Annotated in this window: 13 protein-coding genes and 1 pseudogene; 5 read left to right on the top strand and 9 right to left on the bottom strand. The window is 54.1% G+C overall.

All coding sequences use genetic code 11. The features are described from left to right. Positions 1–59: 59 nt before the first annotated feature. Both cadA and F4V61_RS08765 read left to right on the top strand, forming a co-directional pair. Positions 60–2204, top strand: coding sequence for a lysine decarboxylase CadA (gene cadA, locus F4V61_RS08760; protein ID WP_001100646.1), 2145 nt, complete (start codon positions 60–62; stop codon positions 2202–2204). A gap of 55 nt (positions 2205–2259) precedes the next feature. Continuing rightward, the gene (locus F4V61_RS08765) at positions 2260–3720 is read left to right on the top strand and encodes an oligopeptide:H+ symporter (RefSeq protein ID WP_058819035.1); all 1461 of its coding nucleotides are present in this window, start codon (positions 2260–2262) and stop codon (positions 3718–3720) included. Between the two features lie 48 nt (positions 3721–3768). On the opposite strand, the gene glnB is transcribed toward F4V61_RS08765, so the two are convergent. From glnB to purL, 5 genes are all read right to left on the bottom strand, one after another. Next, positions 3769–4107: a nitrogen regulatory protein P-II gene (glnB, locus tag F4V61_RS08770; RefSeq protein ID WP_000717694.1), complete on the bottom strand. Its 339-nt coding sequence runs from the start codon at positions 4105–4107 to the stop codon at positions 3769–3771. A gap of 76 nt (positions 4108–4183) precedes the next feature. After that, positions 4184–5518, bottom strand: coding sequence for a two-component system response regulator GlrR (gene glrR / locus F4V61_RS08775; protein WP_024131789.1), 1335 nt, complete (start codon positions 5516–5518; stop codon positions 4184–4186). Next, the gene (gene qseG, locus F4V61_RS08780) at positions 5518–6276 is read right to left on the bottom strand and encodes a two-component system QseEF-associated lipoprotein QseG (RefSeq protein WP_076915356.1); all 759 of its coding nucleotides are present in this window, start codon (positions 6274–6276) and stop codon (positions 5518–5520) included. Before qseG ends, glrR begins: the two co-directional genes overlap by 1 nt. Before the next feature lies 1 nt (position 6277). Continuing rightward, entirely contained in the window at positions 6278–7708 is a 1431-nt protein-coding gene (qseE, locus tag F4V61_RS08785; protein ID WP_164504062.1) for a two component system sensor histidine kinase QseE/GlrK, read from the bottom strand. 515 nt (positions 7709–8223) lie between these two features. Continuing rightward, positions 8224–12111, bottom strand: coding sequence for a phosphoribosylformylglycinamidine synthase (gene purL / locus F4V61_RS08790; RefSeq protein WP_080160982.1), 3888 nt, complete (start codon positions 12109–12111; stop codon positions 8224–8226). 24 nt (positions 12112–12135) lie between these two features. Between purL and F4V61_RS08795 the strand changes: the two genes are divergently transcribed. Both F4V61_RS08795 and mltF read left to right on the top strand, forming a co-directional pair. After that, positions 12136–12366: a hypothetical protein gene (locus tag F4V61_RS08795; RefSeq protein ID WP_024131788.1), complete on the top strand. Its 231-nt coding sequence runs from the start codon at positions 12136–12138 to the stop codon at positions 12364–12366. Next, positions 12367–13911, top strand: a complete 1545-nt coding sequence (gene mltF / locus F4V61_RS08800; protein ID WP_038394880.1) for a membrane-bound lytic murein transglycosylase MltF — start codon at positions 12367–12369, stop codon at positions 13909–13911. It begins immediately after the preceding gene. A gap of 35 nt (positions 13912–13946) precedes the next feature. Here the strand turns inward: mltF and tadA are convergent, their stop codons facing one another. The 4 genes and pseudogenes from tadA to murQ all read right to left on the bottom strand — a co-directional run bounded on the left by tadA (position 13947) and on the right by murQ (position 16524). Then, complete coding sequence (gene tadA / locus F4V61_RS08805) at positions 13947–14477, bottom strand: tRNA adenosine(34) deaminase TadA (RefSeq protein WP_080160981.1); 531 nt, start codon at positions 14475–14477, stop codon at positions 13947–13949. A gap of 24 nt (positions 14478–14501) precedes the next feature. Further along, positions 14502–15137, bottom strand: a complete 636-nt coding sequence (gene yfhb, locus F4V61_RS08810; protein ID WP_000254584.1) for a phosphatidylglycerophosphatase C — start codon at positions 15135–15137, stop codon at positions 14502–14504. 3 nt (positions 15138–15140) lie between these two features. Beyond that, positions 15141–15387 (bottom strand): annotated as a pseudogene (locus tag F4V61_RS22830) (hypothetical protein); the annotation flags it as partial. Between the two features lie 243 nt (positions 15388–15630). Then, complete coding sequence (murQ, locus tag F4V61_RS08820) at positions 15631–16524, bottom strand: N-acetylmuramic acid 6-phosphate etherase (RefSeq protein WP_038394866.1); 894 nt, start codon at positions 16522–16524, stop codon at positions 15631–15633. A 115-nt stretch (positions 16525–16639) separates the two neighbouring features. Between murQ and F4V61_RS08825 the strand changes: the two genes are divergently transcribed. Continuing rightward, positions 16640–17488, top strand: a complete 849-nt coding sequence (locus F4V61_RS08825) for a MurR/RpiR family transcriptional regulator (RefSeq protein ID WP_038394859.1) — start codon at positions 16640–16642, stop codon at positions 17486–17488. The last annotated feature ends 26 nt before the right edge of the window (positions 17489–17514 follow it).

A 17514-nucleotide genomic window follows, 5' to 3' on the forward strand; every position in this document is an offset into this window, starting at 1 on the left:
CCCCTTTCGTCACCTGCTATAGCGTAGCGGGAGGGGCCCACTTTACCAGGAACAAGACTATGAACGTTATTGCTATCATGAATCACATGGGCGTCTACTTTAAAGAAGAGCCTATTCGTGAACTGCATCGTGCACTGGAAGGTTTAAATTTCCGTATCGTCTATCCAAACGACCGAGAAGACCTGCTGAAGCTGATTGAAAATAACGCCCGCCTTTGCGGCGTCATTTTCGACTGGGATAAATACAACCTTGAGCTTTGCGAAGAGATTAGCAAGCTGAACGAGTATATGCCGCTGTACGCCTTCGCCAACAGCTACTCTACGCTGGACGTCAGCCTCAACGATCTGAGAATGCAGGTTCGCTTCTTTGAATATGCGTTAGGTGCCGCCGCCGATATCGCAGCAAAAATTCGTCAGAATACCGATGAATACATCGACAATATCCTGCCGCCGCTGACAAAAGCGCTGTTTAAATATGTGCGTGAAGGGAAATATACCTTCTGTACGCCGGGCCACATGGGCGGGACCGCTTTCCAGAAAAGCCCGGTCGGCAGCATTTTTTATGATTTCTTCGGCCCGAACACGATGAAATCCGATATTTCGATTTCCGTTTCCGAACTGGGTTCGCTGCTGGACCACTCCGGCCCGCACAAAGAAGCAGAAGAGTATATCGCCCGCGTCTTTAACGCCGAACGTAGCTACATGGTGACGAACGGCACCTCTACGGCGAACAAAATCGTCGGTATGTACTCCGCGCCAGCAGGCAGCACGGTGCTGATTGACCGTAACTGCCATAAATCGCTGACCCATCTGATGATGATGAGCGACATTACGCCGATTTATTTCCGCCCAACCCGTAACGCCTACGGTATTCTCGGCGGTATTCCGCAAAGCGAGTTCCAGCACGCTACTATCGCCAAACGGGTAAAAGAGACGCCTAACGCAACCTGGCCGGTCCATGCTGTTATTACTAATTCGACCTATGACGGTCTGTTATATAACACTGACTACATCAAGAAAACTCTGGATGTGAAGTCCATTCACTTTGACTCAGCCTGGGTGCCTTATACCAATTTCTCCCCAATTTATGAGGGTAAATGCGGTATGAGCGGCGACCGTGTAGAAGGCAAAATTATTTATGAAACCCAGTCCACGCATAAACTGCTGGCGGCGTTTTCACAGGCATCCATGATTCATGTTAAAGGCGACATTAACGAAGAAACCTTTAACGAAGCCTACATGATGCATACCACCACCTCTCCGCACTACGGTATCGTAGCGTCTACCGAAACCGCAGCGGCGATGATGAAAGGCAATGCGGGTAAACGCCTGATTAACGGCTCTATTGAACGTGCGATTAAATTCCGTAAAGAAATTAAGCGCCTGAAAAGTGAATCCGACGGCTGGTTCTTTGACGTATGGCAGCCGGAACATATCGATGGGGCTGAGTGCTGGCCGCTGCGTTCGGATAGCGCATGGCATGGCTTCAAAAATATCGATAACGAACACATGTACCTCGACCCGATCAAAGTCACTATTCTGACGCCGGGGATGAAAAAAGACGGTACGATGGATGAATTCGGTATCCCGGCAAGCCTGGTCGCCAAATATCTTGATGAACGCGGCATCATTGTAGAAAAAACCGGCCCGTACAACCTGCTGTTCCTGTTCAGCATTGGTATCGATAAAACCAAAGCCTTGAGCCTGCTGCGCGCGCTCACTGAATTTAAACGCGCCTTTGACCTGAACCTGCGCGTCAAAAACATTCTGCCGGCACTGTACCGTGAAGCGCCTGAGTTTTATGAAAATATGCGAATTCAGGAACTGGCGCAGAATATTCATAAACTGGTCGAACACCATAATCTGCCGGACTTAATGTACCGCGCGTTTGAAGTACTGCCGACAATGGTGATGACGCCGTATGCCGCGTTCCAGAAAGAGCTGCATGGCGAAACGGAAGAGGTGTATCTTGAAGAGATGGTTGGACGCGTCAACGCCAACATGATCCTTCCTTACCCTCCGGGAGTACCGCTGGTGATGCCTGGTGAAATGATCACCGAGGAAAGCCGTCCGGTACTGGAATTCCTGCAAATGCTGTGCGAAATCGGCGCTCACTATCCGGGCTTCGAAACCGATATCCACGGCGCCTATCGTCAGGCAAACGGACGTTACACCGTTAAGGTGCTGAAAGAAAATACGAAATAAGTACCAAAGGGAAGTGGCAAGCCACTTCCCTTTTTTCACGCAGCAAGGAGACTTTATGAAAACACCCTCACAACCGCGCGCGATTTTTTACATCGTGGCGATTCAAATTTGGGAATACTTCAGCTTTTACGGCATGCGTGCCTTACTCATCCTTTATCTTACCCACCAGCTTGGTTTTAATGACAGCCACGCGATCAACCTCTTCAGCGCCTACGCTTCTTTAGTTTACGTTACCCCTATTCTTGGCGGCTGGCTTGCCGACCGCCTGCTTGGCAACCGCGTGGCGGTTATCACCGGCGCCTTATTGATGACGCTGGGTCATGTGGTATTAGGCTTAGAATCCGATTCAACCCTGAGTTTATATGCGGCGCTGGCAATTATTATCTGCGGCTACGGCTTGTTTAAATCCAATATTAGCTGTCTGCTGGGCGAACTTTACGCGCCTGATGATAGTCGCCGCGACGGGGGATTCTCGCTGCTTTACGCCGCCGGAAATATTGGTTCGATAGCCGCGCCGATCGCCTGTGGCCTGGCGGCGCAGTGGTACGGCTGGCATGTTGGCTTTGCGCTGGCGGGCGTGGGGATGTTCATCGGTCTGCTCATCTTTCTAAGCGGTCATCGTCACTTTCAACAGACGCGTGGCGTTAATCGACCGGCGTTGCGGGCGGTTAAATTCGCCCTTCCCACCTGGAGCTGGCTGGTATTGATGCTGTGTGTCGCGCCGGTATTCTTCACGCTCCTGCTGGAAAATAACTGGTCTGGCTATGTTCTGGCCATTGTCTGCGCCTTCGCGGCGCAGCTCATCGCCCGTATTATGGTTAAATTTCCTGAACACCGGCGCGCCTTGTGGCAAATCGTTCTGTTAATGATCACCGGCACCCTCTTCTGGGTTCTGGCGCAGCAGGGCGGAAGCTCAATCAGTTTATTCATCGACCGTTTTGTCAATCGCCAGTGGCTGCACATGACCGTCCCCACCGCGCTGTTCCAGTCGGTCAATGCGATTGCGGTGATGGCGGCGGGCGTGATGTTGGCGTGGCTGAGCAGCCCTAAGGAGAGCGCCCGCTCGGTGCTGCGCGTCTGGCTTAAATTTGCCGTGGGGCTGGCATTAATGGGCGGCGGTTTCATGCTGCTGGCGCTAAATGCGCATCAGGCCCGGTTAGACGGGCAGGCATCAATGGGAATGATGATCGCAGGGCTGGCGATGATGGGCTTTGCGGAGCTATTTATTGATCCGGTCGCGATGGCGCAAATTACCCGTCTCAACCTGCCGGGCGTCACGGGTGTATTGACGGGTATCTATATGCTGGCCACTGGCGCGGTCGCTAACTGGCTGGCTGGCGTCGTCGCGCAACAAACAACGGAGTCGCAAATTAGTGATACGGCGGTTGCCGCCTACGGACACTTTTTCTCGCAAATGGGAGAGTGGACGCTGAGTTGCGTGGCGCTGATCGTCGCCATTGCCGGTCTGAGATGGCTTTGCAATCGTACTACGTCGGCACTGCCGCAGGGCGATTAAACCGTTGTTCGCTGCCCACAGGGAGGTGACGGGCAGCGAATCGGCACATCAGATAGCCGCGTCGTCTTCTTCGCCAGTACGGATACGAATAACGCGGGCAACGTCAAAGACGAAAATCTTACCGTCGCCGATTTTCCCCGTCTGTGCGGTACGAATGATGGTGTCAACACAGGTATCCACGATGTCGTCAGGCACAACGATTTCAATTTTTACCTTCGGCAGAAAATCCACCATATATTCCGCGCCGCGATACAGCTCGGTGTGGCCTTTTTGACGGCCAAAGCCTTTGACTTCAGTTACCGTCATCCCGGTAATACCTACCTCAGCCAGCGCTTCACGGACATCGTCCAGCTTGAAGGGTTTAATAATCGCATCAATCTTTTTCATGCTATTCCTTGAAAAGGTCGCCTGTGTTTTGATCGGTTAAACGTAACATATTTCGCACTACTTTACGGCATGAAAACTACTCTTTGAAATCATTCGCATCCAGTTCGTGACGGGAGAGTAGCTTGTAAAATTCCGTCCGGTTACGCCCCGCCATCCTTGCTGCATGTGTCACATTACCTTTGGTGATTTGCAGTAACTTACGCAGATAATTCAGCTCAAATTGATTCCGCGCTTCGGCAAAGGTTGGCAGCGCGGTGTTTTCACCTTCCAGCGCCTGCTCGACCAACGCATCGCTGATCACTGGCGAGGAGGTTAGCGCCACGCATTGCTCAATGACGTTGACCAGTTGGCGCACGTTTCCCGGCCAGCTTGCCGTCATCAGCCGCTTCATCGCATCGGTAGAAAAGGCGCGGACAAACGGTTTATGTCGCTGCGCCGACTGCCTTAGCAGATGATTAGCCAACAGTGGAATATCCTCGGTACGCTCGGCCAGCGCCGGAATTTTCAGGCTGACCACATTCAGGCGATAGTACAAATCTTCACGAAACTCGCCCCTCGCCATCGCCTTCGGTAGATCGCGGTGCGTCGCGGAAATAATTCGCACGTCAATATCAATATCGCGATTGCTGCCCAGCGGCCTGACTTTGCGCTCCTGTAGCACCCGTAGCAACTTCACCTGCAACGGCGTGGGCATATCGCCAATTTCATCCAGAAACAGCGTGCCGCCTTCCGCCGCCTGGAACAACCCTTCACGATTGCTCACCGCGCCGGTAAAGGCGCCGCGCGCGTGGCCAAATAATTCGGATTCCAGTAACTGTTCCGGCAGCGCGCCGCAGTTAATGGCGACAAATGGCTTGTTACTACGCGGGCTGGCATTATGAATGGCCTGCGCAAAAATCTCTTTCCCGGTGCCGCTTTGTCCGTTAATCAGCACGCTGACATCCGACTGCGCGACCATATGCGCCTGTTCAAGCAGCCGCAACATTAACGGACTACGGGTAACGATAGGTTTGCGCCAGCTATCGTCCGTCGCGGGAGCGGTCTGCTCCAGCGCTTCATCTATCGCTTTATATAACGCGTCTTTGTCGATCGGCTTCGTCAGAAAGCTGAATACGCCCTTCTGGGTAGCCGCCACCGCATCCGGAATGGAACCGTGCGCCGTCAGGATGATAACCGGCATTCCCGGCTGTACTTTTTGAATTTCCGTGAACAGTTGCATACCGTCCATTTCATCCATGCGCAGGTCGCTTATCACCAGATCTACTTTTTCCCGATTTAGTATCCGTAGCCCTTCCTGGCCGCTCTCTGCGGTAACCACGCTGTATCCTTCGCTGGCCAGGCGCATACCGAGCAATTTCAGTAATCCGGGATCGTCATCGACCAACAGCAAGTGCGCCGGTTTACGGCTTATCATGGCGTTACCTCATCTTGTGACGGCGCCGCGCCATCTTCAGACGTCGCGGGTTTATCATTGGTATGCGACGTATCGGCGTTGTAATTCTCTGCAGGTTTTCGTGTAGAAAGCTGGCGCTCGATATCGGTTAAACTCTCCAGCTTACGGGTGGTAAGCTCAAGTTGCGTTTGCAAGGCCTGTTGCTGCTGACGCAGCGCATCCAGCTCGCTATCTGACGTTTGCTGGAGTTTGCTATAGCGCTGACGTTCGGCAGAAAGTGCTAATTGCAGCGCCTGGCCGTCATGCCAGATTTGGTAGACGGGCCGCACCTGAGCCGGTATTTGCGCGCTTAACGCCTCCAGACGGGACACTATGGCGCGGCGCTCCGGCGGCGTAATTTTAGCATCCGCCAGTAAGATTCCACGCCTGAAGGCCGTCTGCCAGTTATCATCGGTCAACGCGCGCGCCTCTGCGCGCGACTGAACCGGCATCAGACGTTCGGCGCAGTCAATCGCGCGTAGCCAGTAAAGCGGGTTAGTATCCACCGACTGCCCGCGTAGCGACCAGATATCCGCGCACGCCGTCGGGAGATAATCCGCCAGTTGATAATGAGGGAGCTTGTCCTGCGCTGCGCTGCCGGGCCGTTGTTGTACGGTATAGGGAACACATGCGGCCAGCGCCAGACACGATATGCTCGCCGGTATTACCCACCGGAAAAGGCATCGTTTAATAGTTTGGACTAAAACGTGTGGCATACTCACCAGGCTTAAATTCATATTAGTGTTTGTCAGATGCAGGGAGCGGCAGCGAGATACGAAAACAGACTTCTTGCGCATTGGCATCAACCAGGCGGATTTCTCCCTGCATTCGACGAATACAATCTCTGGCGATACTTAGTCCTAACCCACTGCCTTTTACCGCCCCTTTTCGCTGGTGACTTCCCTGGAAAAAAGGCTCAAAAATCATTTCGCTTTCCGTTTGCGGAATCGGCTCGCCGCTATTAATCACATCGATATAGACCATGGAGCCCTGGGAGCGACTACGAATACAAATGTTACCGGATTCAGCGCCATAGTGCACAGCGTTAGAATAGAGATTATCCAGCACGCTCATCAGCAACATTGGCTCTGCTATGCATCTCTCGACTTCCAGGTCGACATCGGTATGCATCATTTTAGCGCGGGCAGGTAAACTGTGGGCTGAAACCACCATATCCACAAGCGGCGCGATATCAACCGTTTCCAGCTCTGTGGCACTGTCCACCAGTTTCCGGTTGTAATCAAGCAATTGCTCGATCAATTTTTGTAAATTACGACTGCTGACATCCAGAATATCAACCACCTCTTTTTGCTCCGGCGTCAGCGGCCCAACCACCCGATCGGCCAGCAGCTCTGTCCCCTCGCGCATACTGGCCAGCGGGGTTTTCAGCTCATGAGACAGGTGACGTAAAAACTGATGCCGCTGGGATTCCAGCCACGCCAGACGCTCACTCAGCCAGATAATGCGCTGCCCCACCGATCGTAATTCACGCGGACCGGTAAAGGTGACGGTATTCCCCAAAGAATGGCCTTCGCCCAGGCGATTAATCATCCGCTCAATTCCTTTCACCGGCCCGATAATCATGCGGGTAAAAAGCAGCACCATCGCCAGACTCACCAGAAATAGCACCAGCGCCTGCCAGCCGAAAAATTGTCCGCGCTCGGCGATCTCTTGTTGTAACTGCTGCCCGCGCGAGTAAACGACAGTACGCGTCGCCTGCACCATTTCCGTATTGGCGTTGGCAAAAGCCTCCAGGCGCGCGGCAGCCGCCGCTTCCGGGCCGCTATCTTTACACTGCAATTGCGCCAGCGCGTTTAAATCCTGGCGTAACGCCTGATACAGCTTATCATCCGGCAATACGCCCGCATGGGCGTCCAGCATATCGCTATAGCGCTTACGTTGGCTTTGATACACCTTTGCCAGCGTCGGATCGTCAAGCACGCAATACTGTCGGTAGCTTCGTTCCATCTCCAGCGCGACGTTGGTCATCGCCTCACTGCGTCGGGCATCAATAAGCGTGCTGCGGTTAGTCACCGCGGCCTGATCGCTTAACGCATTGAGGCTTTGCCACGCCTGCCAGGCCAGAACCAGCAACGGTAGCAGGATCAGCAAAAAGGCCAGCATGACCAATTGTCGTAAAGATCGGGGGAAAACAGGCCAACGCTTCAACGTGTCGCTCACATAAAAGAAGAATAAAAAAGATGCTAACCGAGGGGAGCGCCAGATACAACAAAGCCGGGTTTAGCCCGGCTTTGTTGTGGAATAAGGCGGTGCCTAACTCGACGTTTCGCCCGGAGCTTGATAAAGCTACGCTATTATCAGAAGTTGGACGGCAGGCACCTTGTTGTGCGTCATTCGAAGTTTATGTAGCGCGTCCCTAAGGGGCTGACATAAGAAGGTGAATGAGCCACTGGTTACTATTATGCAGTAATTATGCCAGTTTGCAAAACAATTCATTAACATGATGATTTTAATGTGTTTTACCACGTAATTTCACTCTGTTGCCAACGAACAAAATTTCAGCAACATGTCTCCAGGAGACGACACTAAAAATCACCATCCTGATTGAAATTAAAAATCAATAAGTTAAACGTCTCCTTTTAGCGACATCTCGCTTATGGTGGTGTCGGGGTTTCGCGACACCACAAGATACAGAATGGCAATACAAGCGCCTTAATCTGGAACTACCCTAACTGCTTACGCGCATTACGGAAGATACGCATCCACGGACTATCTTCGCCCCAGTTTTCCGGGTGCCAGGAGTTGGCGACGGTGCGGAATACACGCTCCGGGTGCGGCATCATGATAGTCACGCGACCATTTTCGGTGGTCACCGCCGTGATACCGTTCGGCGAACCGTTCGGGTTTGCCGGATACGTTTCGGTCACTTTCCCGAAGTTATCAACATAGCGCAATGCCACCAGACCTTTGCTCTCCAGCGCCGCAAGATGCGCATCGTCACGCACCTCAACGCGCCCTTCCCCGTGGGAAACGGCAATCGGCATCTGTGAGCCTGCCATTCCTTGCAGCAGCAGTGATGGGCTTTGCGTCACTTCCACCAGACTGAAGCGGGCTTCGAAGCGGTCAGAATGGTTACGTACAAAACGCGGCCACAGTTCGCTGCCCGGGATCAGCTCGCGCAGATTCGACATCATCTGGCAACCGTTGCACACCCCAAGCGCCAGCGTCTGCGGACGATGGAAGAAGGTTTCGAATTCGTCGCGCACCCGATGGTTAAACAGAATGGATTTCGCCCAGCCTTCGCCCGCCCCCAGCACGTCGCCGTAGGAAAAGCCGCCGCAAGCCACCAGCGCATGGAAGTTGCCCAGACCGATACGACCGCCCAACAGGTCGCTCATATGGACGTCAATCGCGTCAAAGCCCGCACGATGGAACGCCGCCGCCATCTCCACGTGAGAGTTCACCCCCTGCTCGCGCAGTACAGCGACTTTCGGTCGTGCGCCTGTCGCAATGTACGGCGCGGCGATATCTTCATTAATATCAAACGACAGCTTCACGTTGAGGCCCGGATCGGCATCATTCGCTTTCGCCTCATGTTCCTGGTCGGCACATTGCGGATTGTCGCGCAGACGCTGCATCTGCCAGGTGGTTTCCGCCCACCAGACACGCAGCGTAGTGCGGCTTTCGCTGAATACCGTCTGATCATGAGCGGTAATCACAAAACGATCGCCGGTAACCGCCTGCCCTAAATAATGCACGCAGTCGCTCAGGCCAAATTGTGCCAGCAATGCTTCAACCGCTTCACGCTCTTCTTCGCGTACCTGAATAACCGCGCCCAGTTCCTCGTTGAACAACGCGGCCAGATGGTCATCGCCCAGAGCGGCGATATCGACCTGCACGCCGCAGTGGCCGGCAAATGCCATCTCGGCCAACGTTACCAGCAGCCCCCCGTCGGAACGGTCGTGGTAAGCCAGCAGCTTACGCGCAGCAACCAGCGCCTGAATGGCTTCATAAAAACCTTTCAGTTGCGCCACGTCGCGCACGTCTGCCGGGGTGTCGCCAAGCTGGCGATAGACCTGCGCCAGCGCCGTTGCGCCCAGCGCGCTGTGGCCCTTGCCAAGATCGATCAGCAACAGGACGTTATCTTCCGTCGAGAGCTGTGGCGTAATGGTATGACGCACGTCTTCCACGCGGGCAAACGCGGAAATCACCAGCGACAGCGGCGAGGTCATCTCACGTTGTTCGTTGCCCTCCTGCCAGCATGTTTTCATCGACATCGAATCTTTACCTACCGGAATGGTCAGGCCAAGCTGCGGACAGAGTTCCTCTCCCACCGCTTTAACCGCGTCATACAGGCCGGCATCTTCGCCAGGATGACCGGCTGCCGCCATCCAGTTAGCGGAAAGTTTGATGCGCTTGATATCGCCAATCTGCGTCGCGGCAATGTTAGTCAACGCTTCACCGACGGCCAGACGGGCGGAGGCGGCAAAGTCCAGCAGCGCCACCGGCGCGCGCTCGCCAATCGACATCGCTTCGCCGTAGTAGCTGTCGAGGCTGGCGGTAGTGACCGCGCAGTCAGCCACCGGGACCTGCCACGGGCCAACCATCTGGTCACGGGCCACCATACCGGTGACGGTACGGTCGCCAATAGTGACAAGGAAGGTTTTTTCCGCCACGGTCGGCAGATGCAGAACACGATTTACCGCGTCGGCAATCGTGATATCCGCGCGGTTCAGCGCATCGCCTTTTGCCTTCAGAGTCTGCACGTCACGCGTCATTTTCGGCGTTTTACCCAGCAGGACATCCAGCGGCAGGTCAATCGGCTGATTGTCAAAATGGTTATCGTGCAAAGAGAGATGCTGCTCTTCTGTGGCTTCGCCAATGACCGCATACGGCGCGCGTTCACGCTTACACAGCTTATCGAACAGCGGCAACTGGTCAGCCGCGACCGCCAGTACGTAACGCTCCTGGGATTCGTTACACCAGATTTCCAGCGGACTCATGCCCGGCTCGTCGCTGAGAATGTCGCGCAGTTCGAACTTCCCGCCGCGCCCGCCGTCGCTAACCAGTTCCGGCATCGCATTAGAGAGACCGCCCGCGCCCACATCATGGATAAACAGGATTGGGTTGGCGTCGCCCAACTGCCAGCAGCGGTCGATTACTTCCTGGCAACGGCGTTCCATTTCCGGGTTATCGCGCTGAACGGAGGCAAAATCGAGATCCGCATCAGACTGGCCGGAAGCCATTGACGATGCCGCGCCGCCGCCAAGGCCGATATTCATCGCCGGGCCGCCAAGGACGATCAGCTTCGCGCCCACGACGATCTCGCCTTTCTGCACGTGATCGGCGCGGATATTACCGATCCCCCCCGCCAGCATGATAGGCTTGTGATAGCCGCGCAGCTCTTCGCCGTTGTGGCTGTTCACCTTCTCTTCATAAGTACGGAAGTAGCCGGTCAGCGCCGGGCGACCAAATTCGTTGTTAAACGCCGCGCCGCCCAATGGACCTTCGGTCATGATATCCAGCGCGGTGACAATACGTTCCGGCTTGCCAAAATCCTCCTCCCACGGCTGTTCAAAACCCGGGATGCGCAGGTTAGAGACCGAGAACCCCACCAGACCAGCTTTTGGTTTCGCGCCGCGGCCGGTAGCGCCTTCATCACGAATTTCGCCGCCGGAACCAGTCGCCGCCCCCGGCCACGGAGAGATGGCGGTTGGGTGGTTATGCGTTTCGACCTTCATCAGAATATGCGCGGGCTCCTGATGAAAATCGTAGCGGCCAGTGTTGTGGTCGGCGAAGTAGCGCCCCACCGCAGATCCTTCCATCACCGCGGCATTGTCTTTATAGGCAGAGAGTACATGGTCCGGCGTGGTTTCGAAGGTGTTTTTAATCATTTTAAACAGCGACTTCGGCTGCGGTTTACCGTCGATAATCCAGTCGGCGTTAAAAATCTTGTGGCGGCAGTGCTCAGAGTTCGCTTGGGCGAACATGTACAGTTCGATATCGTTCGGGTTGCGCCCCAGTTTGATAAACGCCGCCTGCAGATAATCAATTTCATCCTCCGCCAGCGCCAGACCGAGACGCAGGTTAGCGGCAATCAGCGCCTGGCGGCCTTCTGCCAGCAGATCGACGCTGGAAACCGGCGCAGGCTGATGATGGATAAATAATTTTTCCGCATCGGTTAATGAAGAGAACACCGTCTCCATCATGCGGTCGTGCAGCTCTGCGGCCACTTGTCGCCACTGTTCCGCCGTCAACGTAGAAGCCTCGATATAGTACGCTACGCCGCGCTCCAGACGGTCAACCTGTTGCAGACCGCAGTTGTGGGCGATATCCGTTGCTTTCGAAGACCAGGGGGAGATGGTGCCAGGACGCGGCGTTACCAGCAGGAGTTTACCCGTCGGCGTATGGCTGCTAAGCGCCGGGCCGTATTGCAGCAGACGGGTAAGCTGCGCCTGCTCGCTATCATTTAACGGGGCGTTCAGGTCAGCAAAATGGACATACTCAGCGTATATATTGTGGACCTGGAGCCTGGCAGCCTGAAAGCGCGCCAGCAGTTTATTGATACGGAATGCAGACAGTGCAGGCGAACCACGCAGAATTTCCATCATAAGTCTCTCGTCTTCTAAGCTTCGGTGTGCGCAAGGGGGGAAACGGGCGTCATTATAAAGAATCTGACGCGTCGACGAAACCGTTTGCGTAGAAATAAAAGCACCGCTTTTTCTTGTCATACGGTGCGGCTATCGATGCGAATAAGTTGCCAACTGGCGCATTGTTACGCAAAATGCCGCTCATTGATGACTTATCTATTGCAGCACAACATCTTTTTCAGCCCGAGGCAACGCACGATCCAGAGAATTAACTAATTGAAAAAATTAAAGATTAATTATCTGTTCATCGGCATATTGACGCTGCTGCTGGCAGCAGCCCTTTGGCCCTCTATCCCTTGGTTCGGTAAAACCGAAAACCATGTCGCCGCGATTCAAGCGCGGGGAGTACTGCGCGTCAGTACGATCGACTCGCCCTTAACCTATGCCGTCGTCAACGGTAAAAAATATGGCCTCGACTATGAACTGGCGCAGCAGTTCGCCAACTATCTCGGCGTAAAACTGAAAATAACGGTACGCCAGAATATCAGCCAGTTGTTTGACGATCTGGATAACGGCAATGCCGACCTGCTCGCGGCAGGACTGGTCTACGACAGCGCGCGCGTTAAAAAGTATCAGCCCGGCCCCATGTATTACTCCGTTTCGCAACAGCTTGTCTACCGGGTCGGACAATATCGTCCACGTTCGCTGGCGACAGTTACCGAGAATCAGCTCACGATTGCCCCGGGACACGTCGTGGTCAATGACTTACAGCGTTTAAAAGAGACAAAGTTTCCCGACCTGAGCTGGAAGGTAGACGATAAAAAAGGCTCGACAACGCTGCTGGAAGATGTCATCAACGGCAAACTGGATTACACCATCGCAGATTCGGTGGCGATCAGTCTGTTTCAGCGCGTCCATCCCGAACTGGCCGTGGCGCTGGATGTCACTGATGAACAGCCCGTGACCTGGTTTAGCCGACTGGACGACGATAATACGCTCTCCGCCGCGCTGCTCGATTTTTTCAATTCGATCAATGAAGATGGTTCTCTGGCGCGAATCGAAGAGAAATATCTGGGGCATGGCGATGATTTCGACTACGTTGATACCCGCTCTTTCCTTCGAGCGGTGGATAACGTCCTGCCGGAGCTGGAAGCGTTATTTAAGAAATATGCCAAAGAGATAGACTGGCGTCTGCTGGCGGCAATTTCTTATCAGGAATCACACTGGGACCCGCAGGCAACATCGCCAACCGGCGTGCGCGGCCTGATGATGCTGACTAAAAATACCGCTCAAAGTCTGGGATTAACCGATCGTACCGATGCGGAGCAAAGCATCAGCGGCGGCGCTCGCTATCTTGAAGATATGATGGCTAAAGTTCCCGAAACCGTTCCGGAAGATGAGCGTATCTGGTTTGCTTTAGCCGCCTACAATATGGGTTATGCGCACATGCTTGACGCCAGAGCGCTGACGGTAAAAACGAAAGGCAATCCGGATAGCTGGACCGACGTAAAGCAGCGTTTGCCCCTATTAAGTCAAAAACCGTATTACAGTAAGTTAACCTACGGTTACGCGCGTGGACATGAGGCTTATGCTTATGTGGAAAATATCCGTAAGTACCAGATAAGCCTGGTGGGGTATTTGCAGGAAAAAGAAAAGCAGGAAGCGGAAGCCATGAAACTGGCGCAGGATTATCCGGCGGCGTCCCCGGAGGAGCTGAATAAAGCGCCCTTCCCTTTCCTTTCGTTTTTATCGCAGTCATCGGGCTACCTGACGCATTCGCCGTCTTTACTGTTTACGCCGCAGAAGAAAGAAGAAAAATAGCGTGAAGGCCTTGCCGGACGGCAACGTTCCGTACCTTACGCGCGGGCGGCTTTCTTCAGGGCTTTAATTTCCTGACGACGCATACGGAAAAAATCACTGAGCAGCATCGCACATTCATCGTGCAATACCCCTTCAATAATCTCGACCCGGTGATTCATTCCCGGATGGTGTAATACATCAATTAGCGATCCGGCCGCGCCGGTTTTTGCATCGCGCGCGCCAAAGACCACGCGTCTAATGCGGCTATGTACCATAGCGCCGGCGCACATTACGCATGGTTCCAACGTGACATACAGCGTGGTATCCAGTAACCGATAATTCTGCAATACCAGACCGCCCTGACGCAGCGCCATAATTTCGGCGTGCGCGGTAGGATCGTGGCGGCCAATGGGCCGATTCCAGCCTTCGCCAATGACGCGATGGTTATGCACCAATACCGCGCCAACCGGGACCTCACGTTCGTCCCCGGCGCGTTTCGCCAGCGTCAGCGCATGGCGCATCCAGTATTCGTGATCTAATTCGACATCAGACAAAGAGGTGACTCCGGTAATGAAAGCGGGCGGCATTATACACAGACGCTATGCTTTTCACTATTCGAGCTGTTGCAACTCGCCGTGCGGCGTCACCCGCCAGCGATGCTGGCAAAAATAGAGCAGCGGGTTATCCTGTTTGCTGTCGCTGTAGCCGCTATAAAGACGCAGCGGCGTACCGATTTTACGTTCCAGTTGCGCGACTTTTTCATGGCCCAGACAGCGCACGGTCAATACCCAGCCACCATACCTTCGCGCCATCTGGCTGGCGATAAGGTTAACGCGCGGCAGCCACGGCGTATCAAAATAGACTTGTTCTACCAGTGATTGAGGAGAACCGGTAATAAGCCAGATGTCCGCGTCAGAGCTCAACAGATAGGTGGTCAGACGTTCCTGAACAACCGGAAACGCCGTAACGTTAGCGCGAAACCAGCGAACAAAATCCGCCTGATGCGCCTGTAAACGCGTTTCGCTGTGGCCGAAAGTACAGCCCCACAACAACAGACTCATCGGCCAGCGGGCCGCACGACCCTTTGCCAGTAAACCGAGACCAATAACGGGCAACAGCGGCAGTACGAGCAACGCATTTAGCGGCTGGCGACGCAGTAAATAGCGCAGGAAACTGCCGAACATATCCTGTTGATGTAACGTTCCATCCAAATCAAAAAAGACGACACGACGCTCCTGGCTAACCAAACCTTACTCCTCTGGATCGTTGAACCCCAGCAGCCAGGTAAAAATAACCCCGGCAATTACCGCTATTAAATAGCCTAACAGATAGAACACGACTTTTCCGGCAACAATTGTTAAGGAAATGCCAAAGGTAATTACCTTCACCACCTTCCAGTAGCTGATCAACGCCCGCCATCGCCAGAATGGAAAACAGCGCGTTATAGCCATGCGCTTGCCCCAGCTCCACATGAATAGGCCCAACAAGTTGGAATAGTAGACGGAGACATTGCCAACAATATCCGGACGTTTAAGAATGATAATGTCGGTAATCAAGTCAGATGCGATAAAGACGAGAATAAGCGCAATAAAATATTAGCCAACTTACACAACGTATCGCTCATCAGCGCTTTATACTTCGCTTTCACCTCGCATCACCCACTTGCGCGGCTTTCTCCGGCCCAGCGATCAACTGATGTTACCCTTGTTTAGCGCTGCCGTCTTATCCATACACACCTCGTTAATGTTCTAACGCCGCCCTTAAAAAGCCCTGATGAGCGGCGAGTTTTTCCCTGGCGGCTGCGGCATCCAGCCCCGTAAGCGCCATCAGAATGGCGGGCTTAACCTCAAAATCAGTCTGTTTCAGCAGAGTTTCCGCCTCTTCACGACTAATCCCTGTCGCTTCAACAACCATCCGACACGCGCGATCGACCAGTTTGACGTTGGTGGCTTTCATATCCACCATCAGGTTTTGATAGACCTTACCGAACTTCACCATCGCGCCGGTAGAGATCATATTGAGCACCATTTTCTGCGCGGTGCCGGATTTCAGGCGCGTGGAGCCGGTAAGCGCTTCCGGCCCGACAACCGGCGAGATAGCGATATTAGCTTCCCGCGCAATAGGCGAATCTGGATTACAGGAGACGGCAACGGTGGTACAACCAGACTGCCGCGCATAGCGTAGACCGCCAATCACATAGGGAGTACGACCTGACGCCGCAAGCCCCACCACCAGATCCTCTTCTTGCAGATTTAGCGCGACAAGATCGTCTTCGCCCGCCTGTTGGCTGTCCTCCGCGCCTTCGACCGCTTTCAGCAACGCGCCCGGCCCTCCGGCAATCAGCCCGACGACCAGACCGTGCGGAACGCCAAAGGTCGGGGGGCATTCAGAGGCATCCAGTACACCAAGTCGACCGCTGGTACCCGCGCCCATGTAAATGATACGTCCGCCAGACTGCAGCGCCGCCGCCGCGGCATCAACCGCACGCGCAACTTCAGGTAGAGTAGCTTTTACGGCTTCCGCCACCAGCGTATCCTGTTCATTAAAACGCTTAACCAGTTCAGGGGTGGGCAACGCATCCAGATCCATCGTTTGCGGGTTACGGGTTTCAGACACTAACGCACCAAGATTCATTTTTGTCCCTCTGGAATTTTTAATTCATAATAAGCGTTCATAATGGAATAGAATATTCACCCTGGCGAGTGAAATTTTGTTTGGTCGTCGCCATCACGTTTTCGCAGGAGCCGCCATGAACTGTTTGATTCGTATCCGCCAGCATTATCCGGATCTCGCGCAAGGCGACAAGAAACTGGCGGATTATCTCCTCGCGCAACCGGATACAGCGCGGCATCTGAGCTCGCAGCAACTGGCGGCCGAAGCGGGCATCAGCCAGTCCAGCGTAGTCAAGTTCGCGCAAAAACTGGGGTTTAAAGGATTCCCGGCGTTGAAACTGGCTATAAGCGAAGCGTTGGCCAGCAATCCTAATCCGCACTCCATCCCCGTTCATAACCAGATTCGCGGCGACGATCCGATGCGTCTGGTCGGGGAAAAATTAATTAAAGAGAATGTGGCGGCGATGCATGCCACGCTGGACGTTAACAGTGAAGAAAAACTGTTAGAAAGCGTCGCGATGCTGCGCCATGCCCGACGTATTGTGATCACCGGGATGGGCGCCTCTGGACTGGTGGCGCAAAATTTTGCCTGGAAGCTACTGAAGATCGGTGTTAACGCGGGGGTTGAGCGTGATATGCACGCGCTGCTGTCGACGGTGCAGGCGCTGGCACCTGGGGACCTGCTGCTGGCAATCTCTTATTCCGGGGAACGGCGGGAGCTGAAACTGGCGGCGGACGAAACATTACGCACAGGCGCGAAGATCCTGGCCATTACCGGTTTTTCTCCCAACGCGTTGCAACAGCGCGCCACCCGTTGCCTGTATACTATTGCTGAAGAGCAGGCTACGCGTAGCGCCGCTATTTCCTCGACACATGCGCAAATGATGTTGACCGACTTACTGTTTATGGCGCTGGTACAGCAGGATTTAGAGCGGGCGCCAGAGCGTATTCGCCATAGCGAGGCGCTGGTAAAAAAACTGATTTGAGTAAAGAATGCGCGTATAATGCCCGC

This window comes from Salmonella enterica subsp. arizonae, assembly GCF_008692845.1.
Lineage (GTDB): Bacteria > Pseudomonadota > Gammaproteobacteria > Enterobacterales > Enterobacteriaceae > Salmonella > Salmonella arizonae.